Annotated in this window: 21 protein-coding genes; 8 read left to right on the top strand and 13 right to left on the bottom strand. The window is 66.3% G+C overall.

Going from position 1 to position 19,197, the window contains the following annotated elements:
- Positions 1 to 32 precede the first annotated feature (32 nt).
- The 3 genes from ABZ827_RS12990 to ABZ827_RS12980 all read right to left on the bottom strand — a co-directional run bounded on the left by ABZ827_RS12990 (position 33) and on the right by ABZ827_RS12980 (position 2,220).
- Positions 33 to 485 carry a universal stress protein gene (locus ABZ827_RS12990; protein WP_357236506.1) on the bottom strand — a complete coding sequence of 151 codons (453 nt, stop codon included), beginning with the start codon at positions 483 to 485 and terminating at the stop codon, positions 33 to 35.
- 336 nt (positions 486 to 821) lie between these two features.
- Positions 822 to 1,229 (bottom strand): DoxX family membrane protein, encoded by a 408-nt coding sequence (locus ABZ827_RS12985; protein WP_357236504.1) that lies wholly within the window; start codon positions 1,227 to 1,229, stop codon positions 822 to 824.
- A 112-nt stretch (positions 1,230 to 1,341) separates the two neighbouring features.
- Positions 1,342 to 2,220 (bottom strand): helix-turn-helix domain-containing protein, encoded by an 879-nt coding sequence (locus ABZ827_RS12980; RefSeq protein WP_357236502.1) that lies wholly within the window; start codon positions 2,218 to 2,220, stop codon positions 1,342 to 1,344.
- Between the two features lie 191 nt (positions 2,221 to 2,411).
- Between ABZ827_RS12980 and ABZ827_RS12975 the strand changes: the two genes are divergently transcribed.
- A complete protein-coding gene (locus ABZ827_RS12975) occupies positions 2,412 to 2,882 on the top strand; it encodes a VOC family protein (protein WP_357236500.1) in 471 nt (156 codons plus the stop codon).
- Between the two features lie 20 nt (positions 2,883 to 2,902).
- Here ABZ827_RS12975 and uvrB read toward each other — a convergent pair whose 3' ends face one another.
- Positions 2,903 to 5,095: an excinuclease ABC subunit UvrB gene (gene uvrB / locus ABZ827_RS12970; RefSeq protein WP_357236498.1), complete on the bottom strand. Its 2,193-nt coding sequence runs from the start codon at positions 5,093 to 5,095 to the stop codon at positions 2,903 to 2,905.
- 119 nt (positions 5,096 to 5,214) lie between these two features.
- Here uvrB and ABZ827_RS12965 point away from each other — a divergent pair, with 119 nt between their 5' ends.
- From ABZ827_RS12965 to ABZ827_RS12955, 3 genes are all read left to right on the top strand, one after another.
- Positions 5,215 to 5,739 (top strand): DUF402 domain-containing protein, encoded by a 525-nt coding sequence (locus tag ABZ827_RS12965; RefSeq protein WP_357236495.1) that lies wholly within the window; start codon positions 5,215 to 5,217, stop codon positions 5,737 to 5,739.
- A gap of 89 nt (positions 5,740 to 5,828) precedes the next feature.
- The gene (locus ABZ827_RS12960) at positions 5,829 to 6,404 is read left to right on the top strand and encodes a TetR/AcrR family transcriptional regulator (RefSeq protein WP_357236494.1); all 576 of its coding nucleotides are present in this window, start codon (positions 5,829 to 5,831) and stop codon (positions 6,402 to 6,404) included.
- A gap of 71 nt (positions 6,405 to 6,475) precedes the next feature.
- Entirely contained in the window at positions 6,476 to 7,264 is a 789-nt protein-coding gene (locus tag ABZ827_RS12955) for an oxidoreductase (protein ID WP_357236492.1), read from the top strand.
- Between the two features lie 133 nt (positions 7,265 to 7,397).
- Here ABZ827_RS12955 and coaE read toward each other — a convergent pair whose 3' ends face one another.
- Together coaE and rpsA are read right to left on the bottom strand one after the other, a co-directional pair.
- On the bottom strand, positions 7,398 to 8,531 hold the full coding sequence (gene coaE, locus ABZ827_RS12950) for a dephospho-CoA kinase (protein WP_357236490.1): 1,134 nt from the start codon (positions 8,529 to 8,531) through the stop codon (positions 7,398 to 7,400).
- 753 nt (positions 8,532 to 9,284) lie between these two features.
- Positions 9,285 to 10,751, bottom strand: coding sequence for a 30S ribosomal protein S1 (gene rpsA, locus ABZ827_RS12945; protein ID WP_357236488.1), 1,467 nt, complete (start codon positions 10,749 to 10,751; stop codon positions 9,285 to 9,287).
- Positions 10,752 to 10,918: 167 nt separating this feature from the next.
- On the opposite strand from rpsA, the gene ABZ827_RS12940 reads away from it, so the two are divergent.
- Complete coding sequence (locus ABZ827_RS12940; RefSeq protein ID WP_357236486.1) at positions 10,919 to 11,791, top strand: class I SAM-dependent methyltransferase; 873 nt, start codon at positions 10,919 to 10,921, stop codon at positions 11,789 to 11,791.
- Positions 11,792 to 11,847: 56 nt separating this feature from the next.
- On the opposite strand, the gene ABZ827_RS12935 is transcribed toward ABZ827_RS12940, so the two are convergent.
- A complete protein-coding gene (locus tag ABZ827_RS12935) occupies positions 11,848 to 12,021 on the bottom strand; it encodes a hypothetical protein (protein ID WP_357236485.1) in 174 nt (57 codons plus the stop codon).
- Positions 12,021 to 12,905, bottom strand: coding sequence for an SPFH domain-containing protein (locus ABZ827_RS12930; protein WP_357236483.1), 885 nt, complete (start codon positions 12,903 to 12,905; stop codon positions 12,021 to 12,023). The genes ABZ827_RS12935 and ABZ827_RS12930 overlap by 1 nt, the downstream gene beginning before the upstream one ends.
- Before the next feature lie 219 nt (positions 12,906 to 13,124).
- On the opposite strand from ABZ827_RS12930, the gene ABZ827_RS12925 reads away from it, so the two are divergent.
- Positions 13,125 to 14,210 (top strand): isocitrate/isopropylmalate family dehydrogenase, encoded by a 1,086-nt coding sequence (locus ABZ827_RS12925; protein ID WP_357236482.1) that lies wholly within the window; start codon positions 13,125 to 13,127, stop codon positions 14,208 to 14,210.
- Positions 14,211 to 14,287: 77 nt separating this feature from the next.
- Here ABZ827_RS12925 and ABZ827_RS12920 read toward each other — a convergent pair whose 3' ends face one another.
- From ABZ827_RS12920 to ABZ827_RS12910, 3 genes are all read right to left on the bottom strand, one after another.
- Positions 14,288 to 15,040 (bottom strand): amino acid ABC transporter ATP-binding protein, encoded by a 753-nt coding sequence (locus tag ABZ827_RS12920; RefSeq protein WP_357236661.1) that lies wholly within the window; start codon positions 15,038 to 15,040, stop codon positions 14,288 to 14,290.
- Between the two features lie 20 nt (positions 15,041 to 15,060).
- The gene (locus tag ABZ827_RS12915) at positions 15,061 to 15,984 is read right to left on the bottom strand and encodes an amino acid ABC transporter permease (protein ID WP_357236480.1); all 924 of its coding nucleotides are present in this window, start codon (positions 15,982 to 15,984) and stop codon (positions 15,061 to 15,063) included.
- 134 nt (positions 15,985 to 16,118) lie between these two features.
- Entirely contained in the window at positions 16,119 to 16,991 is an 873-nt protein-coding gene (locus ABZ827_RS12910; protein ID WP_357236659.1) for an ABC transporter substrate-binding protein, read from the bottom strand.
- A gap of 203 nt (positions 16,992 to 17,194) precedes the next feature.
- Here ABZ827_RS12910 and ABZ827_RS12905 point away from each other — a divergent pair, with 203 nt between their 5' ends.
- Together ABZ827_RS12905 and trxA are read left to right on the top strand one after the other, a co-directional pair.
- A complete protein-coding gene (locus ABZ827_RS12905) occupies positions 17,195 to 17,728 on the top strand; it encodes a 2'-5' RNA ligase family protein (protein WP_357236478.1) in 534 nt (177 codons plus the stop codon).
- A gap of 124 nt (positions 17,729 to 17,852) precedes the next feature.
- A complete protein-coding gene (gene trxA, locus ABZ827_RS12900; RefSeq protein WP_357236476.1) occupies positions 17,853 to 18,236 on the top strand; it encodes a thioredoxin in 384 nt (127 codons plus the stop codon).
- Positions 18,237 to 18,340: 104 nt separating this feature from the next.
- Here the strand turns inward: trxA and ABZ827_RS12895 are convergent, their stop codons facing one another.
- Both ABZ827_RS12895 and ABZ827_RS12890 read right to left on the bottom strand, forming a co-directional pair.
- Positions 18,341 to 18,781 (bottom strand): 2-keto-3-deoxygluconate kinase, encoded by a 441-nt coding sequence (locus ABZ827_RS12895; protein WP_357236475.1) that lies wholly within the window; start codon positions 18,779 to 18,781, stop codon positions 18,341 to 18,343.
- 90 nt (positions 18,782 to 18,871) lie between these two features.
- Positions 18,872 to 19,006, bottom strand: a complete 135-nt coding sequence (locus tag ABZ827_RS12890; protein WP_357236473.1) for a hypothetical protein — start codon at positions 19,004 to 19,006, stop codon at positions 18,872 to 18,874.
- Positions 19,007 to 19,197 lie beyond the last annotated feature (191 nt).

Genomic DNA, 19,197 nt, shown 5'->3' with positions numbered 1-19,197 from the left:
GGCGCGGCGTCTGTCGTTCCGGGGAGCGCCGGTCAGCGCACGGTGTGCACGATCAGCACATCGGATTTCGATTTACGCGCCACATCCGAGGGCACTGATCCCAGCAGGCGACCGGCCAGGGTGTTCAAGCCGCGGTTACCGACCACGAGCAGATCCGCCTGCGTCTCCTTGATCAGGTCCAGCAGGGATTCGACCGGCTCGCCGACGATCGCCTTCTCGACGATCTCGTTGGCGCCCGCCGCCACGGCCCGGTCCCGCGCGGTGCGCAGGATCTCGTTGGTGGGCGCCGAACCATGCACCTGATAGGCCTCGTCCTTGAGCATATCGCTCGCGGCGGCGACATCACGGTCATCGGTCGGGTAATAGGCGCAGGCCACGATCAACGTCGAGCCCGCGGCTCCGGCCAGTGCGGCAGCCTTGTCCACGGCGACGTACGACGAGTCCGAGCCGTCGGTACCGACGACAATGGTCCGGTAGGCGGTCATTCTCTCCTCCAACTGTGCGGGGTATAAACGCGGCCGGCCGACGCCCGAGGGAAAGTCCGGCAACGGCGCAGCGACTGCGTAGACCATAGCCGTAACCGAGGCCCGATCAACCGGATTCGTTCTACATCACATTGCCCGGTGGCAGCACCGGTGTTTCACAATTTGCCGCCGGAGCCGGTAGCAGCCGTGCCTACCTGGCACTTCCCGCCGGTGCCCGGCCGAACCTGTGAGAAATCACAAGGAATACGAAGACCGTTGCCGCCGTGGGATTTTCCTCACAGCAACGCCGGCATCACGTATCGGTGCCGGGTGGCATTTCCGGCGCGTGGGTCACAGTCAGAACAGCGGACCGGTAATCGTGAGGCCCAATTCATCGGTGCGCGCGAAAAAGCCGAACAGCATCACAAGAGCGCCCGCGAGAGCGAGGTCTTTGTTGAACTGAATGGTCTCCGCCTGGGTGGCCTCGGGATCGGTTTCCTTCCAGAAATTGTGCATCATGATCATGGTCGGGACGATCATCACCAGCAGCAGGAGAGCACCCAGATCCGCCCAGATCCCGAGCAGGATGCTGAGGCTGCCGAGCAACATGAGCGCGCCCGAGGCCCGTACCGCCATCTCCGGCATGGGTACGCCCTTGGCCTGCGCGTAGCCGGCCATGGCTTTTGTCTGGGTGAAATGCCCCAACGCCGAACTCAGGAACAGAATGACGAACATCACCCGGCCGATCAATATCACGACATCCATGTGCAGCTCCTCAATTCCATGGAACATGTGCGAGGGCCCTGCGTGGTTACGCTCCGGACCCGGCTCGCTCATGCCGACTGGTTCCGCCTACATGTCCGGTCCGATAATTCGATTATGAGGCAGGAAGCACCTTGGAGGTCACCTCATCGCGCGAGCGTAACGAATTTTTGGCATATTCCAGCGGAGCCATTCCGACTTCCGCGGTGAACTCGCGGGTGAAATGCGCCTGATCGAAATATCCGAGTTCGGCGGCGAGCGCCGCCAGGTCGGCGGTGCGGCCGCGGGCCAGCAGATCCGCTCCGTCCTGCAACCGATACCGGCGAAGTACCCATTTCGGGCCGGCCCCGATATAGCGGCGGAACAATCGCTGCAATGTCCGTACCGGTACCTCGAACCGCTCGGTGACCTGGTCGACCCGGGTGAGTTCCGGGTCGTCGGCCATCGCGGCGGCGATCTCCAGGACGAGCCGGTAATTCGGGTCGTACCGGGCGGCCCGGGACCCCAAGTACTCCTCGACCAGCCGACGGCGAGCCGGATCGGTGGGCTCCGCGAGCACCCGGTCGGCGAGGTCGCCGATATCGGGCAGCACCTCGGCGGCGGGAACCGTCCGATCCTTGAACACCCCGACATCGAGGCCGGTGAACGCCCCGAACCCACCCGGCCGGAACCGGGCCCCGAACGTCTCCCCCGCACCGGCGAGTTCCCGGACGTACTTCGTGGTGCACACACCGTTGACGAAGCTCCCGCGCCGATCCCCGTCCCGTTCGAAGGTCAGGTGGACGCACGGATACGGCAGTACCTCGGCGAAATACGGGGCGCGACCCCGCATATCCCAGCGCACCGCCCAGAACCACTCGATATGGGTGCTGACGCCCGGCCCCGCAGGCAAACGATTCAGCGTGCGATAGCGCTCCTGCTCATGCGGATGCAGGATCGCCTTACGGTCCGTGGCCGGCGGTACGTCGCGCGCCGGGGTTTCCGGGTGGGTCACGACAGCTCCCGATCACAATCGGAAGGCCGCACGGAGCGCCGTCGGTGGCCGGACGCGCCCACCCGCCGAGTGGGCCTCGGCGCCGAGCGGCCGGCCGCCCACTCCGCACCGACGCCAGGACGATCGAGCTTCCCCGCGTGCTGTCGCTTTCTTACAAGACCCCGGCGGCCCGCCCGAGCAGACTCGACACCATGAGCGAAACCGTGAACCCCATCCCCGAGGGCTACCACTCGATCACCTGTTTCATCGCAGTGAGCGACGGCAACGCCGCGATCGACTTCTATTGCGCGGTCCTCGATGCCGAGGTGCTCACCCGCAACGATATGCCCGATGGACAGCCCGGCCACGCCGAACTGAAGATAGGAGACTCCATCATCCAGATGGGCCAACCGGTCCCGGACCAGAACGTCCTGGCGCCGAACGGTGAATGGGTGCACACATCCCTCGTCCACTACTGTCCCGACGTCGACGCGGTCATCGCGCGGGCCCGCGACCACGGTGCCGCGGTGGCCGAGGATCCGGCCACCTTCGTCACCGGTGACCGTTACGCGGCCTTCAAGGATCCCTTCGGCCACCGCTGGGTCGTCATGACCCGCGTCGAGGACGTATCGCGCGAGGAAGCCGAGCGCCGGGTCGACGAATGGCTGGCCACCCAGAGCTGACCGCCGCGCACCCGGCCCGATCACTGCAGACCGGCCGCGTCCATACCGCGCAACTCCTTCTTCAGGTCGGCGATCTCGTCGCGCAGCCGGCCCGCGAGTTCGAACTGCAGCTCGCGGGCCGCGTTCATCATCTGGTCGGTGAGTTCGGCGACCAGATCGGCCAGTTCGGCGCGCGGCATGGATTTGATATCGCGGCCCTCCACGATCCCCGCGCTCACCGCCCGGCCCGGTTCGCCCTGGGCACGCCGGCCGCGGCTGGCGTTGCGGCCGGATCCACCCACCGCGACCTCGTCCTCGGCCTCGGAATAGACCTGGTCGAGAATATCGGCGATCTTCTTGCGCAGCGGCTGCGGATCTATCCCCATTTCCGCGTTGTAGGCCAGCTGTTTGGCCCGGCGGCGTTCGGTCTCGTCGATGGCGTTGCGCATCGAATCGGTGATCTTGTCCGCGTACATGTGCACCTCGCCCGAGACGTTGCGCGCGGCGCGGCCGATGGTCTGGATCAGGCTCTTGGTACTGCGCAGGAAACCTTCCTTATCGGCGTCCAGGATGGCGACCAGTGATACCTCGGGAAGGTCCAGGCCCTCGCGCAGCAGGTTGATACCCACCAGCACGTCGTACTCGCCGAGCCGCAGCTGGCGCAGCAACTCGACCCGGCGCAGGGTGTCGATCTCGGAGTGCAGATACCGCACGCGCAGGCCCAGCCCGAGCAGATAGTCGGTCAGATCCTCGGCCATCTTCTTGGTGAGCGTGGTGACCAGGATCCGTTCGTCGCGTTCGATCCGCTGCCGGACCTCGTGCACCAGATCGTCGATCTGGCCTTTGGTCGGTTTCACGATCACCTGCGGATCGACCAGGCCGGTCGGGCGGATCACCTGTTCCACCACCTCACCACCCACGCGACCCAGTTCGTAATCGCCCGGTGTGGCCGACAGGTACATCGCCTGCCCGATCCGCTCGGCGAACTCCTCCCAGGTCAGCGGGCGGTTGTCCACCGCCGACGGCAGCCGGAACCCGTATTCGACCAGGTTCCGCTTACGCGACATATCTCCCTCGTACATACCGCCGATCTGCGGCACGGTGTTATGGGATTCGTCGATGACCAGCAGGAAATCGTCCGGAAAATAGTCGAGGAGGGTGGCGGGGGCCGATCCGGCCGGCCGGCCGTCGATATGCCGCGAATAGTTCTCGATACCCGAGCAGAACCCGACCTGCCGGATCATCTCCAGGTCGTACTGCGTGCGCATCCGCAGCCGCTGCGCCTCCAGCAACTTGCCTTTGCTCTCCAGCTCTTCGAGGCGTTCGGCGAGTTCGACCTCGATATCGGCAACCGCGCGTTCCATCCGTTCCGGGCCCGCGACATAGTGGGTCGCCGGGAAGATCCGCACCGTATCGACCTTGCGCACCACATCCCCGGTGAGCGGGTGCAGATAATAGAGTTCCTCGATCTCGTCGCCGAAGAATTCGATCCGTACCGCCAGCTCCTCGTACGAGGGAATGATCTCGACGGTATCGCCGCGTACCCGGAAGGATCCCCGGGTGAAGGACATATCGTTACGCGTGTACTGAACGTCCACCAGCATGCGCAGGAATGCGTCCCGGTCGACCTCCGCACCGACCTCGAGCAGTACCGAACGATCCAGATAGGACTGCGGCGTACCCAGACCGTAGATACAGGACACCGAGGCGACAACCACCACATCCCGCCGTGACAGCAGCGCGGAGGTGGCCGAATGGCGCAGCCGCTCCACATCGTCGTTGATCGAGCTGTCCTTCTCGATATAGGTATCGGTCTGCGCGATATACGCCTCGGGCTGGTAGTAGTCGTAGTAGGAGACGAAATACTCCACCGCGTTGTGCGGCAGCATCTCCCGCAGCTCGTTGGCCAGCTGGGCCGCCAGCGTTTTGTTCGGGGCCATCACCAGCGTCGGCCGTTGGAGTCGTTCGATGAGCCAGGCGGTCGTCGCGGACTTACCGGTACCGGTGGCGCCGAGCAGCACCACATCGGGTTCTCCCGCCGTGATCCGGCGTTCCAGTTCGTCGATCGCGGCCGGTTGATCACCGGCCGGCTGATAGGGGCTGACGACCTCGAACCGCCCGCCGGTGCGCTCGATCTCCCCGACCGGACGGAACTCCGATTTCGCCAGCGGAGTCTCCCCGTCGGCCTCGGTACCGCTGACGCCGGCCGCACGGAGTTCGGTTGCGAATGCCATACCCCCAGACTAAGCGCCGTCACCGACAGATTTCCGCCCTCCTCTCGTGCCGCCGCAGCTCACCGGCGCATAAGCCACCGGTCCGCAACGACTCCGCTACTGCGGTAGCTTCAGCACCTGTGACAAAGGCAACCAGCGTGGACGTCCACCGGCCCAAGGTGGAGTACTTCGATATCGCGGAACTGACCAACACCGATCCGAAAGGGTTCGTCCGCGATGTGGAGAGCTACCACCTCGAACCCTGGGGCCTCTACATGGCCCGGACCGCCGACCATCCGCAATTCCACTACATGGAATCCTGGCTGCTACCGGCACTCGATATCCGGGCGACGGTCTTCCATTTCCATCCCGCCCACATGCGCGACCAGGACTATTACATCGATATCGGCGAATTCGGCGAGGTCGGACCGAAGAAATGGCGTTCGGTCGATCATTACCTGGACCTGGTCGTACGGACCGGACGGGAAACCCTGCTGCTGGATGTCGACGAACTCCTGGGGGCGCACGCGGCCGGCCTGATCGACGCGGCCGCGGCCGAGAAGGCGGTGGCCACAGCCACCCATGCCATCGACGGCATAGCCGCCCACGGATACGACTTCCAAGCGTGGACGGCATCTCTCGATATGGCGTTGACCTGGCGATGATCCCCGTCGGCGCCGGCACAGCCACTGGTCACAGGCATATTCGGGATACTTGTTGACCTATAGGTCAACAACTGGGTAGAGTCTGACCTATGGGCAGACCACGCAACTTCGAACCGGACGCGGTCGTAGACCGCGCGATGGACGCGTTCTGGACCCACGGATACGCCAACACCTCACCCGCTGCCCTCGCCGAGGCGACCGGAATCGGCAAGGGCAGCCTCTACCACAGCTTCGGCAGCAAGCGGCAGTTGTTCCAGCGGGCACTCGCCCGATACGACGAACTGGGGAAGGCCCTCGCCGAGGAGATCCTCGCCCGGCCCGGAACAACACGGGAGCGTATCGGCGCTTTCCTGCGCGGGCTCGTGGACACGGATCTCGACCATCCACACCGGCGGGGATGCCTGGCTGTGAACACCGCGACCGAGTTCGGAACGGATGATCCGGAGATCTCCCGCGCGGTGCAGATCATGCAGGAGCATGTCGTCAGCGCACTGGAAGAGCGGATCGCCCGCGGCCGGCGCGACGGCGATATCGGCGCAGATACCGATCCGCGGACATACGCGGAGTACCTGATGAACACCATCGCCGGGCTGCGCGTGATGGCGAAGACCTACGACCGGCCCGGCCTGTATCGCATCATCGACACCGCCTTGACCACACTCTGACCATTCGGCCATCCACGCGAGCACTTCGTCGTACCCAAATTTTTGACCTGAAGTTCAAGAAAGGATCAACCATGGATCTCGAACTCACCGGAAAGACCGCCGTGGTCACCGGAGCCGGCCGAGGTATCGGTCTCGCTATCGCCCAGGCGCTGTCCGCCGAAGGCGTGCGAGTACTCGGCGCGGCCCGGAACGTCACCCCGGACCTGAAGGCAGCCGCGTACGCCACCGTCTCCGCGGATCTGAGTACCCCCGAGGGGGCCACCGCGGTGGTGGAGACCTCCCTTTCCGAGTTCGGCGGTATAGACATCCTGGTCAACAATGTGGGCGGCGGCGATGCCGGCGAGCTCACACTGGGCGGCTTCCTCGATATCGACAATCAGCAATGGCGAAAGTTGTTCGATCTCAACCTGTTCAGTGCCGTATGGACCACCCGGGCCGCGTTGCCGAGCATCCGCGAACGGCGCGGCGCGATCATCAATATCTCCTCGATCAACTCCCGCCTTCCCGCATTGGGCCCCACCGGGTACAGCGAGGCGAAAGCGGCACTGACGGCACTGAGCAAACGCCTGAGCGAGGAGTTCGGCCCGCAGGGCGTACGCGTGAACACGGTGTCACCGGGCGTTGTCGGCAGTTCACTGTGGCGCGGGGCCGACGGCTTCGGCGCCAAGGTCGCCGCCGCCAGTGGCGTCGGGCACGATGAATTCCTCGCCGCCATCCCCGAGCAGTTCGGTATCAGTTCGGGACGGATCACCGAGCCGGAGGAAGTGGCCGCACTGGTGACGTTCCTGGCCTCCGAGAAGGCGGTGAATATCCTCGGCGCCGACTTCGTGATCGACGGCGGCAGCGTGAAGACCAGCTGAGCGCACCGCGAGGACCCGTGTCCGGAAAATCGGACACGGGCCGCACGGCGCACGCACATATTCCGCCGCCGCCGGCCCGAGTCCTCGACCGGCTCGGCTCACCCACACCAGGCAGATTCCGGCGCGCAGTACTTCAGGGACGCGCCGATTCGATCCAGTTCTGCACCACCGCCCGGTAGGCAATTTCCGCCTCGGCCCCCGCGAGCCCGGCCGCCTTCCCCGCCGCCTGTCGCTGCACCTCGGCATATTCGGCTCGGACCCGCTGATCCGTGCGCAGCCTGTCCCGGAACTCCAGCGCGAACTGTTGCGCGGGAGTCCCCTCGACCCGTAGGTACACGGTGGCCGGACGCCCCGGATCGGCACTGCCGTGCACACGCGTCGTACCACCCTCGGCGGCCGGCCCACCGGTCACCGCGGGAAAACCCGCCGCGGCCAACGCGTCCCGCACACCGTCCGCCGCGGACAGATCGGCCACCGTGACCTGGAGATCGAGCAGATCACGCGTGGGCATGCCCGGCACCGCGGTAGCCCCGATGTGATCGATCCGCGCAGCCGCGGCACCACAGGCCACATGCACCCGGGCGATCAACCGCTGGGCCTGCGCGGCCCAGTCCGGATCGGCGTCCACCACCCGCGGCGCGGGGATTACGGCGATACCGCCGCGCAGATTCGCCTCGAAGGGGACCAGCCGCTCGTCCCACAGCCGATCCACGGTCGCGTCGACCTCCCCCTCGGGACCGTTGTTGTCCAGCAGCACATCCGCGGCCGCGTACCGCTGCTCGTCGGTGGCCTGTGCGGCGATACGCGCACGCGCGTCGTCCTCGGGGACTCCGCGGAACTCGACGAGCCGCCGGATCCGGGTCTCGGCGGCGACATCCACCACCAGCACAAGATTCACGAAGGGCGCCATATGGTTCTCCACCAGCAACGGAACATCCTGCACTACAACGGCATCCGGCGCCGCGGCGGCCAGCAGCTCGGCGGTGCGCTGCCCCACCAGCGGGTGAGTGATCGAGTTCAGCGTGGTGCGGGATTCGTCGTCGCGAAATGCCCTGGCCGCCAAGGCCGGACGGTCCAGGCTACCGTCGGCGGACAGGATATCCGTACCGAACGCCTCGGCCAGCGCGGCGAGTCCGGGGGTTCCGGGAGCGACCACTTCCCGGGCGATGACATCGGAGTCGATGAGCACCGCGCCCCGCGCGACGAGTGCTCGCGCGACCGTCGATTTGCCCGCGCCCATACCTCCGGTGAGGCCGATTCGTAACATCCGCCCAGTCTCGCATCCGGGTCCGCCCGACAGGCCGACAGGTCACCCGCTCTATACCTGTTCGACACGCCAAGCCGGGGGCGAACTGCGCAAATGTCCTGATTACGCCACCTGCTGGGTTAGTGTTCGGCCTGAGTGCAGGCCCCGATTTCACAGCTTCTGTCACGGACAGCAAAGGAACGAGCATGCGCATCAGGCACTACCGCACAGGCCGGCACCGGCTGAGGTCGCCGGGTCGTGTGCACTGTCTCGCGATACCGGCGGTCGCGGCTTTCCTGGCGAAGCGACGACGTTCCGGGTTCAGCACCTATACCGTCGCCCCCCGCCACAGTCTCGCCGCTCATCGCCCACGTCCGTCGTTCGCCTGGCCACGCTGGGTCCCGGTCCCGGCAGGCTAGTCCACGACGGACAACGGTGGCCCGGTCCCCGGACCGGGCCACTGCTGTATCTATGGCGCCGCCTCCGGCGGCGCGGGGTCGGGGCGCTGTATCTATTGCGCCGCCTCCGGCGTCGCGTGGTCGGGGCCCTATTAACCCCGTGTCTTCACTCCGGCGCTCAGTCGCTGCGCTCCTTCGCTCTGTCGCTGCAGACACGGGGCGGGCCCCGACCATGGATGCGGACGATCCGGGCGAATGTGATTTGCGTGCGGTGGGGTAGGCGTCACCTGGGCGCTATGGACCGCTACGCGAAAGACCCCGGCCTCCTGAGAGGGACCGGGGTCTTTCGTTCGGCTATCGGCTACCGATATTCGCCTCAGGCGTTACCGGAGAGCTTCTCCCGCAGGGCCGCGAGCTGGGCATCGCTGGCCAGCGAACCGCCACCCGACTCGGCCGGGCTGGAGGCAGCCTGCGCGCCGCTCTCGGAGGAGTAGTTCGACGCACCGCTGCCGTTGACGGCCTCGGCGGCGGCGTCGGCCGCCATCTTCTCCATCTGGGCGGTGTGCATCTTGTGCCGGCGCTCCGCCTCGGCGTAGCGGCCTTCCCACTCTTCCCGCTGCTTGTCGAAGCCCTCGAGCCATTCGTTGGTCTCGGGATCGAAGCCCTCGGGGAAGATGTAGTTGCCCTGCTCGTCGTAGCTGTCGGCCATACCGTACTTCGACGGATCGAACTCGGCGCTGTAGTCCTCGTTGGCCTGCTTGAGGCTCAGCGAGATCCGGCGACGCTCCAGGTCGATATCGATGACCTTGACCATCGCGTCGTCGCCCACGACCACGACCTGGTCCGGGACCTCGACGTGGCGCTCGGCCAGCTCGGAGATGTGCACCAGGCCCTCGATGCCCTCTTCGACGCGGACGAAGGCACCGAACGGAACCAGCTTGGTGACCTTGCCCGGCACGATCTGGCCGATCGCGTGGGTGCGGGCGAACTGACGCCACGGATCTTCCTGGGTGGCCTTCAGCGACAGCGAGACCCGCTCGCGGTCCAGGTCGACGTCGAGAACCTCGACGGTGACCTCGTTGCCGACCTCGACCACCTCGGACGGGTGATCGATATGCTTCCAGGACAGCTCGGAGACGTGTACCAGGCCGTCGACACCGCCGAGATCGACGAAGGCGCCGAAGTTGACGATCGAGGAGACCACACCCTTGCGGACCTGGCCCTTCTGCAGCTGGTGCAGGAATTCGCTGCGCACCTCGGACTGGGTCTGCTCCAGCCAGGCGCGACGCGACAGAACCACGTTGTTGCGGTTCTTGTCGAGCTCGATGATCTTGGCCTCGATCTCCTTGCCGACGTACGGCTGCAGATCGCGGACCCGGCGCATCTCGACCAGGGAGGCGGGAAGGAAGCCACGCAGACCGATATCGAGGATCAGACCGCCCTTGACGACCTCGATCACGGTGCCGCGAACGGCCTCGTCCTTCTCCTTGAGCTCCTCGATCGTGCCCCACGCGCGCTCGTACTGCGCACGCTTCTTGGACAGGATCAGGCGACCCTCTTTGTCCTCCTTGGTGAGGACCAGGGCCTCCACCTCATCGCCCACGGAAACGACCTCGTTCGGGTCGACATCGTGTTTGATGGAGAGCTCGCGAGACGGGATGACGCCTTCGGTTTTGTAACCGATGTCGAGCAGGACCTCGTCGCGGTCGACTTTGACGATGGTTCCTTCGACGATATCGCCGTCGTTGAAGTACTTGATCGTGGCGTCGATGGCGGCGAGGAAATCCTCGGCGGAGCCGATATCGTTGACGGCTACCTGCGGCGAGGTGACGGTGGTGGGCATGTGGCGGTTTGCTCCGGACGGATTGTGATCGGTTGCGGACATTGAGACTTTCGGTACGCTGCGATACACCCAGCTGCTCCAGGTGTGATCACTTGCGGGTTCAGCGTACGCGACCCGGAACCGGGCGGGCAAACGACCCCCCGTAGCGGATCTATAGGCTCCGAGTCGTGTCCGACGACCTCGTTCAAGATCGCCACGCTCAGGCTACCGAACTATTGGGGACCGCGGGCGCGGCGCGCTCACGGGTCGGATCGGGCGAGAGCGAACGCGCGAACCGGCGCTGGTGGGACGCCGATGCCGGCCAGTACCACGATACGCACGGGGAATTCCTGGGCGTAGACAGCGTCGGCGGCGAATTCGTGTGGTGCCCGGAGGGCTTGCACGAGGGCGATATGCGTTTCCTGGGCGAGATCGCCGGGAAACGAATCCTCGAAGTCGGCTGCGGTTCGGCGCCGTGCGCGCGCTGGCTGGCCGGGCAGGGAGCCCACCCGGTGGGTCTGGATATCTCGATGGGAATGCTGTCACGGGGGCTTGCCGCCATGGAGCGGGGCGGACCACGGGTGCCGCTCGTCCAAGCCGGCGCCGAGGCCCTGCCGTTCGCGGACGAATCGTTCGATCTCGCCTGCTCGGCGTTCGGCGCGGTCCCGTTCGTCGCCGATTCCGCCCTAGTGATGCGTGAGGTCGCTCGGGTCCTGAAACCCGGCGGCCGGTGGGTGTTCGCGGTCAATCATCCGATGCGCTGGATCTTCCGCGACGACCCCGGCCCGGACGGACTCGAGGCGGTGATCCCGTATTTCGACCGCACGCCGTACACCGAAATCGACAGCGAGGGCCGCTGTACCTACGTGGAGCACCACCGCACGATCGGTGACAGAGTCCGGGAAATAGTGGCGGCGGGATTGGTACTCGACGATCTCGTCGAGCCCGATTGGCCCGAATGGCTGGACCGGGAATGGGGGCAGTGGAGCCCGCTGCGCGGACAGATATTCCCCGGAACCGCGATCTTCGTCAGCCACAAACCGGAATACCGCGCCGGCTAGCCCACCGAAAACCTTCCGGGCCCGCGCCGAGGGCGGGCCCGGAAGTCCGGAGCTGTTCAGGAGTCGCCACCGCGGTTGTTTCGCGGCGGGCGTCCGGCCTGCTCGAGAGCACGCCGGAGGGCGAATTCGATCTGGGCGTTCACGCTGCGCAGATCGTCGGCCGCCCATTTCGCCACCGCGTCGTACACCGCCGGGTCGAGCCGGAGCAGGACCTTCTTGCGTTCCGGCATCAGCTGTACAGCGATCCCGCGTTCACGACCGGCTGGGTCGGCCGGTCACCGCACAGCACCACCAGCAGGTTCGAGACCATCGTCGCTTTACGCTCCTCGTCCAGTTCGACCATGCCCGCGGCGGTCAGCCGGTCCAGCGCCAGGCCGACCATCCCGACCGCGCCCTCCACGATCTGCGTACGCGCGGCCACCACCTGCGACGCCTGCTGACGTACCAGCATCGCCTGGGCGATCTCCGGCGCGTACGCGAGGTGGGTGATCCGGGCCTCGATGACCTCGATCCCCGCGGTTTCGGTGCGGTCACGCAATTCCACGGTGAGTTCCTCGGCGACCTCGGCGCCGTCACGCAGGCTGGTCCGATCGGCATCGTGGGCGTCGTAGGGGTGGGTGGTGGCCAGATGCCGCACCGCGGCCTCGGACTGGGTCTCCACATACTCCTCGTAGTCGTCGACGGCGAAGGCGGCCTTGAAGCTGTCCACCACCTTGTAGACGACCACGGCGGCGATCTCCACGGGGTTGCCGTCGGCATCGTTGACCTTCAGCTTCTGCGTTTCGAAGTTGCGGACCCGCAGCGAGATGGTGCGACGGTCCGTCATCGGCAGCACCGAGAAGTATCCCGGGTCACTCACCGAACCGATATAGCGGCCGAAGAACTGGACGACCTTGGCCTCGTTCGGGTTCACCACGGTCAGCCCGGTGATCCCGAGCAGTACCAGCACCCCCAGCACGCAGGCGACGATGGCCCCGGCCAGCGCGACGCCGTTCTGGTTCTGCCCGAAAGCGACGAAACCCGCTACCGCCACGGCCGCCAGGGCGATCGTGAGGACCAGCCAGATCAGCAATACGACGAACCCGTTGACCCGCGCGGCGTCCCGGAATTTCATGACATCCTCCCTCTATCAAAGTGATATCACTAAGATAGCAACCGGTTCGGGTGGCGGCAAGGCCGATCACCACCGCGACCCGGCGGACACACTCACCGCGACACCGCGTACAGACCGCGGACCCGGGGCCGGAAACCTCGCGAACGCGCGCAGGTACGGCGGCCGACACCCAACCGCCCGATGACAGACCGGGCGGACCGCCCCTGCGACGATGACCGGATGGATCGCACGGCATCAGGACAGCGGCTCCGACTGGGCCTCGTCGACGGCGACGGGATAGGCCCCGAGGTGGTGGGTTCGGCTCGGCGAGTGGTGGACGAGGCGCTGACCGCCGCCGGGGCACCGGCGGCGGAATGGGTCGCGCTGCCGATGGGCCGCCGGGCGATCGACGAATTCGGTACCGCGCTACCGGAATCCACTCTCGAAGGCCTGGCCGGAACCGACGGCTGGATCCTCGGCCCGCACGACAACGCCTCCTATCCCCCGGAGCAGCGCATCGCACCCGGCGGCACCATCCGCCGCCATTTCGGGCTGCACGCCAATATCCGGCCGGTGCGGGCGATTCCCGGGATCCGGGCGGTAGCACCCGATATCGATCTGGTGATCGTGCGGGAGAACAGCGAAGGCTTCTACGCCGACCGGAACATGGCCGTCGGATCCGGCGAATTCTGCCCCACCCCGGACGTCGCGCTCTCGGTCGGCCTGGTGACCCGCGCGGCATGCGAGCGGATCGCCCACGAAGCGTTCCGGCTGGCCGGTACCCGCCGCGGGCGGGTGACGATCGTGCACAAGGCCAATGTCCTGCCGCTCACCATGGGACTGTTCCGGGATACCTGCTATGCGGTCGCGCGGCAGTATCCCGCTATCGAGGTCGACGATGAACACGTCGACGCGACCGCCGCGCATCTGGTGCGCGCACCGGGCGATTTCGATGTGCTGGTCACCGAGAACCTGTTCGGCGATATCCTGTCCGACCTGGCCGCGCAGCTCGGCGGATCACTGGGTGCCGCGGCTTCCCTGAACTGCTCGGCCACGCGGGCAATGGCCCAGGCGGTCCACGGTGCCGCCCCGGATCTGGCGGGCCGCAACCGTGCGAACCCGGTGGCCCTGCATCACTCAGCGGCCATGCTGCTGCGCTGGCTGGCAGACCGGCACGACGACCCGCCGGTGGCGCGGGCGGCGGACCGGATCGACCGGGCCGTGGCCGCGACCTTCGCCGCCGGTATCGCCACCGCGGATCTCGGCGGCCAGGCCTCGACCGCCGAATTCACCGAACAGGTGACCGCACGGATCCATTTCCGATGAAACTGCCGGGAACCGGAACGCCAGCCCTGGGTACGTGGGTCGAGAATTGTTGACCCGGTAGGCAATTCGCATACCGATCACAGCAGCCGGGAGAGGAACTCCTTCGTACGGTCGTGCCGTGGGGCCGCCAGCAGGTCCGCGGGCGGCCCCGCCTCGACGACCACACCCTGATCCATGAAAACCAGCTGGTCGGCGACCTCGCGCGCGAAACCCATCTCGTGGGTGACGACAACCATCGTCATACCCGAATCGGCCAGTTCCCGCATCACCGTCAGGACTTCGCCCACCAGCTCGGGATCCAACGCGGAGGTGGGCTCGTCGAACAGCATGAGTTTCGGGTCCATCGCCAGCGCGCGGGCGATGGCCACGCGCTGTTGCTGCCCACCGGACAACTGCGCCGGATACGCATTCGCCTTATCCGCCAAGCCGACTCGATCCAGTAGTTCCGCGGCGCGTTGCCGCGCGACGGCCCTGCTCAGTTTCTTCACCTGTGTGGGCGCTTCGACGATATTTCCCAGCACGGTCCGGTGCGGGAAGAGATTGAAATGCTGGAAGACCATCCCGATATCCCGGCGCTGCCGCGCCGCTTCCCGCGGATGCAGCTCGTACAAACGACCCTTGCGCTCCCGATAGCCCACCAGTTCGCCGTCGATGTACAGCCGGCCGGCATCCACCTGTTCCAGGTGATTGATACAGCGCAGGAACGTCGATTTCCCGGACCCGGACGGTCCGATCAGGCAGAGCACCTGCCCGCGCCCGACCTCGAGGGAGATCCCGTTGAGCACGCGCAGCGCACCGAAATTCTTGTGCACCCGATCGGCGCGGACCATCGGTTCCGGACTCGTCGCGCTCATTTCGCCTGGGCCTCTCCCTGCGCGTCGGCCAGTTCCTGCAACTGTTTCGCGGTCAGCTGCCGGGAAATACCACGCGAATAATATTTCTCCAGGTAGTACTGGCCCACCATCAGAATGCTGGTGATCGCCAGGTACCAGGTCGCGGTGACCAGCAGCAGGGGGATCGGCAGGAAATTCACGCCGTAGATATCGCGGGCGCGGCCGAACAGGTCGGTGCTGAGCGGTATGGCGGTGACCAGTGAGGTCGTCTTCAGCATGCTGATCAGCTCGTTACCGGTCGGCGGGATGATCACCCGCATCGCCTGCGGCAGCACGGTCCGGCGCATGGTCTGCGACCACGACATCCCCAGGGCGATCGACGCCTCCCGCTGCCCCTCCCCCACCGAGTTGATTCCGGCCCGGACGATCTCGGCCATATACGCCGCCTCGTTGAGCGCCAGCCCGATCACCGCGAACGCGAACGCCGCCCGCAGGCTCTGCACATCGACCTCCAGCAGCCGCGGACCGAACGGAACTCCCAGGGCCACATGCTGGTACAGGGACGGCACCAGCCCCCAGAACACCAGCTGTACATAGACCGGGGTGCCCCGGAAGATCCACAGGTAGACCCAGGCGCTCGCCCGCAGGACCGGGTTCGGCGACAACCGCATCACCGCGAGCGCCGTGCCCAGTGCGACCGCGATCACCATGGCGAGAACGGTCAGCTCCACGGTGACCACGGCACCGGCCGCGATCCGCGTATCCCGCAGATACTGCCAATACACGTCCCACCGGTAGGCCGGATTGGTGGCCGCCCCGTAGATGAACAGCCCGGCCAGCCCCAGGATCACGACGGCCGCGGCCCACCGGCCCGGACGCCGCAACGGGACGGCCCTGATCAGATCCGGTTCCTGGCGTACCGCGCCCGGGTCGCCGCTCATAGGAGCTCCCTCGGATGGTGTTCATGCGGTAGGCGGAGATATCGCATCACGGAAGCTCCCTCGGACGGTTTTCATGCGGTCCGCGGAGGCCGCGGCGAAGGCGAAGGCGAAGGCGGAGGTACCGAATCATGACGTCAGCTCCTCGCGCCGTTGATCACGGAGGTGCGCAGCGCACCTTCCTGCACACCCCAGTTCTCGGTGATCTGCCGGTACTGCCCGTTGTCCATCAGATGCTGCACCGCGTCCCGCAGTACGGCGGTGAGAGGTGCCCCCTTCGCGACCGCCCATCCATAGGGGGCAGCATCGAAGACCGGACCCGCGGGTTCGATCTTGCCGTCGGTCTGTTTGATCGCATACGCGGTGACCGGGGAATCCGCCGAAATGGCGTCCACCTGCCCGAGAACCAAGGCATTGGTGACCGCGCTCTGCTCCTCGAACGCGTTGATGATGATCGGGTCCTTCCCCGCGGCGACACACGCTTCGCTCCTGGCGGGGACCTCCTCGATATGCTCGATCGTCGTCGCCTGCACAGCCACACGTTTACCGCAGGCGTTCTCGGGGTCGATATCGTCGCCGGTTCGCTGCGCCCATTGCACCCCGGCGGTGAAGTACGTGACGAAATCGACCTGCCGCTCCCGCTCGGGCGTATCGGTTATCGACGACATTCCGAGGTCATAGGTGCCGGCCTGGACCGCGGGGATGATCTTCTCGAACGCCGATTCGGTATAGCGGGCACGGATTCCCAGCACCGCGGTCACCGCGTCCATCAGATCGATATCGAATCCGACTATCTCGCCGTGCCGGTCGCGGTATTCGTTCGGCTGATACGGCACGTTCACGCCGACCGCCACCTCCCCCGCCGCGGCGATCTCGGGTGGCAGCCGGGCAGCGAGCTCCGGCACGGTCTGTACCGCCACCTTCGGTGGTATCGGCCCGGTGTCCTCGACATTGGTCACGCACCCGGCCGTCAGTAGTATCCCGGCGATCCCGCACAGTATCCGCCGTATCCGCGCACCGGATCGATCAGCCACCGTCACCACCTGCCGTCACGAAGAATTGTGGGCCCTCGGCCATTTGTGGACGTTGTCAGCACAGTAGGCGAATCGGACCGGCGATACGGCCGTAGTAACAGAGATTTGATCCCCGGCGCGGCGCGGACCCAGCCGATCCACCGGATATCCGCCGTGCGACCGGCTACCGTCTGAAGATCATGGTGCAGTCGGTGGAATTACTGCTCGACGAGGAGTCCGAGCGGCGGATCCGGCGACAGTGGGAACTGCTCGCCGAAGCGGGCCTGCCCGGGCTGGGACACAGCGCGCGGGCCGGTGACGCCGAGAGCCACCGGCCCCATATCACCGTGGCGGTCGCCAGGCAGATCTGGCCGCGTATCGAAAACGATCTCGACCGGCTGCCTTTCCGGCCGTTCCCGGTGCGCCTCGGCGGTGTGCTGATCTTCGGGGCGCGCCGGCCGATTCTCGTGCGTGCCGTGGTCCCCTCCGAGCCCTTGCTGGCCTGGCACCGGCGGGTATATCAGGTGGTGGCGCCGTGTCCGGACGTACCGGCGAACCTGCACCCGAATCACTGGACCCCACATATCACCCTCGCGCGGCGGGTGCTGCCGCAGCGAATCGGCGAGGCCGTGACGGCCGTCGCCGCGGACAAGGACATCACCGCGACCGTGGCCGGATTGCGACGCTGGGACGGCGACCGGCGCCGCGCATGGCCGATCGCCGAACACGGCTGACCCACCGGCCCACGCCACCGGCCGGCCGCAACTAGGGTGGGCTGAGGTGGCGTACGACACCGTCGCGGAACAACCGCGGCCGGGACCGGCGTTGCAGCCTATATACCGACCACGAGAGGACGTCATGGCCACCCAGACACTGACGCAGCAGAATTTCGACGATATCGTCACCAGCAATGATGTGGTACTGGTCGATTTCTGGGCTTCCTGGTGCGGACCGTGCCGCAGTTTCGCTCCGACCTACGAGGCGTCGTCGGATAAACATCCCGATGTCGTGCACGGCAAGGTCGATACCGAGGCCGAACAGGGCCTGGCCGCGGCCGCCAATATCCAGTCCATCCCGACCATCATGGCCTTCCGCGAGGGCGTGCTCGTATTCGCGCAGCCGGGTGCACTCCCGCCGGCGGCGCTCGAGGATCTGGTATCGCAGGTCAAGGACCTCGATATGGACGAGGTCCGTAAGCAACTCGCCGAGCAGCAGGCAGCCAACGGCGAAGCAGCCGAATAGAATCGGCGAACGACGGCGGGCTCCACACTTTCCGGGGATGGTGTAGAGCCCGCCGTTGTTTCGTTGCCCGGTCTTCCCGACGGCCGGGTACCGGGCGGACCGGTTCAGCCCAGCGCGCGCAGCCGGTTCACGCTGGCGATCATCGCGCGCACCGACGATTCCGCGCCGTCCGCCGCGAGGGCCGCGCCCCAGCCGCGCCGGCCGTCGGATTCGCACTGCACGAACGTGGCGGTGGCGGCGGCGGTCCGCCGCTGATGGAACCGCAGGATCTCCACCGGATAGCCGGCCTCGTAGAGAGCCGAGGTCATAGCGGCGATGGGGCTACCGGCGGCCACCACCGAGCGGGACCAGCTCCCGAATTCGAGGGTGGCGGTGAACGCGCCGCCGCGGGCGCCGGTGGACGACCAGCCCGCGAGACGGATCGGGCCGGCGCATTCGCCGTAACGGTCGTGGAATTGGGCCGCGGTCAGCTCGGCGCATTCGGAGCGCAGGCTACGGGGCGCGGCGGCGGTCAGGGCGTCGTTGTCCAGAGTCAGTGTGGTCATGAGTACGTAGGTCTTCCCAGAGAAGGTAGGCAGGTTGGGGGACCAGCAAAAGAGAAAAAATGGGGCCCGCAGCGAGGGGGCCGGTCCGAATCAGACCCCGCTACGGCGGGTTACTACTACGTCGAGTGCCCGCCCGGCCGTCTCCGCGGCGCGCACGAGAAGCGCCGCGCCCTCACGGTCCGTGAGAATCGGCGCGGCACGTAGGCCGTCGGCAGGGATATGCACGGGATCGAGAATAAAGTCTCACCCAGCGGATGGCAACCATATCCGCACCGCCATTCGGCCTACCCAACAGTAGTATTTCCGCTGGTCACCAGCCTGTAACCCGGAATTACCCGGACACGACGGTGACGAACCAGACTCCATCGGTCGCGATGGTGTAGGGGCGTCGGCTCGGGAGCCGAACCAGTTATCCG

The sequence above is a fragment of the Nocardia sp. NPDC019395 genome (assembly GCF_040632335.1).
Classification (GTDB): domain Bacteria; phylum Actinomycetota; class Actinomycetes; order Mycobacteriales; family Mycobacteriaceae; genus Nocardia.
The sequence above is the reverse complement of the archived record's forward strand: the minus strand, read 5'-3'. Positions and strand labels throughout refer to the sequence as shown.

What these genes read in the sequence shown, in the direction of transcription:
- ABZ827_RS12990 (WP_357236506.1), bottom strand. Translation starts at nt 485, where the DNA reads ATGACCGCCTACCGGACCATTGTCGTCGGTACCGACGGCTCGGACTCG.
- ABZ827_RS12985 (WP_357236504.1), bottom strand. Translation starts at nt 1,229, where the DNA reads ATGGATGTCGTGATATTGATCGGCCGGGTGATGTTCGTCATTCTGTTC.
- ABZ827_RS12975 (WP_357236500.1), top strand. Translation starts at nt 2,412, where the DNA reads ATGAGCGAAACCGTGAACCCCATCCCCGAGGGCTACCACTCGATCACC.
- uvrB (WP_357236498.1), bottom strand. Translation starts at nt 5,095, where the DNA reads ATGGCATTCGCAACCGAACTCCGTGCGGCCGGCGTCAGCGGTACCGAG.
- ABZ827_RS12960 (WP_357236494.1), top strand. Translation starts at nt 5,829, where the DNA reads ATGGGCAGACCACGCAACTTCGAACCGGACGCGGTCGTAGACCGCGCG.
- ABZ827_RS12955 (WP_357236492.1), top strand. Translation starts at nt 6,476, where the DNA reads ATGGATCTCGAACTCACCGGAAAGACCGCCGTGGTCACCGGAGCCGGC.
- coaE (WP_357236490.1), bottom strand. Translation starts at nt 8,531, where the DNA reads ATGTTACGAATCGGCCTCACCGGAGGTATGGGCGCGGGCAAATCGACG.
- rpsA (WP_357236488.1), bottom strand. Translation starts at nt 10,751, where the DNA reads ATGCCCACCACCGTCACCTCGCCGCAGGTAGCCGTCAACGATATCGGC.
- ABZ827_RS12935 (WP_357236485.1), bottom strand. Translation starts at nt 12,021, where the DNA reads ATGCCGGAACGCAAGAAGGTCCTGCTCCGGCTCGACCCGGCGGTGTAC.
- ABZ827_RS12930 (WP_357236483.1), bottom strand. Translation starts at nt 12,905, where the DNA reads ATGAAATTCCGGGACGCCGCGCGGGTCAACGGGTTCGTCGTATTGCTG.
- ABZ827_RS12925 (WP_357236482.1), top strand. Translation starts at nt 13,125, where the DNA reads ATGGATCGCACGGCATCAGGACAGCGGCTCCGACTGGGCCTCGTCGAC.
- ABZ827_RS12920 (WP_357236661.1), bottom strand. Translation starts at nt 15,040, where the DNA reads ATGGTCCGCGCCGATCGGGTGCACAAGAATTTCGGTGCGCTGCGCGTG.
- ABZ827_RS12915 (WP_357236480.1), bottom strand. Translation starts at nt 15,984, where the DNA reads ATGAGCGGCGACCCGGGCGCGGTACGCCAGGAACCGGATCTGATCAGG.
- ABZ827_RS12905 (WP_357236478.1), top strand. Translation starts at nt 17,195, where the DNA reads ATGGTGCAGTCGGTGGAATTACTGCTCGACGAGGAGTCCGAGCGGCGG.
- trxA (WP_357236476.1), top strand. Translation starts at nt 17,853, where the DNA reads ATGGCCACCCAGACACTGACGCAGCAGAATTTCGACGATATCGTCACC.
- ABZ827_RS12895 (WP_357236475.1), bottom strand. Translation starts at nt 18,781, where the DNA reads ATGACCACACTGACTCTGGACAACGACGCCCTGACCGCCGCCGCGCCC.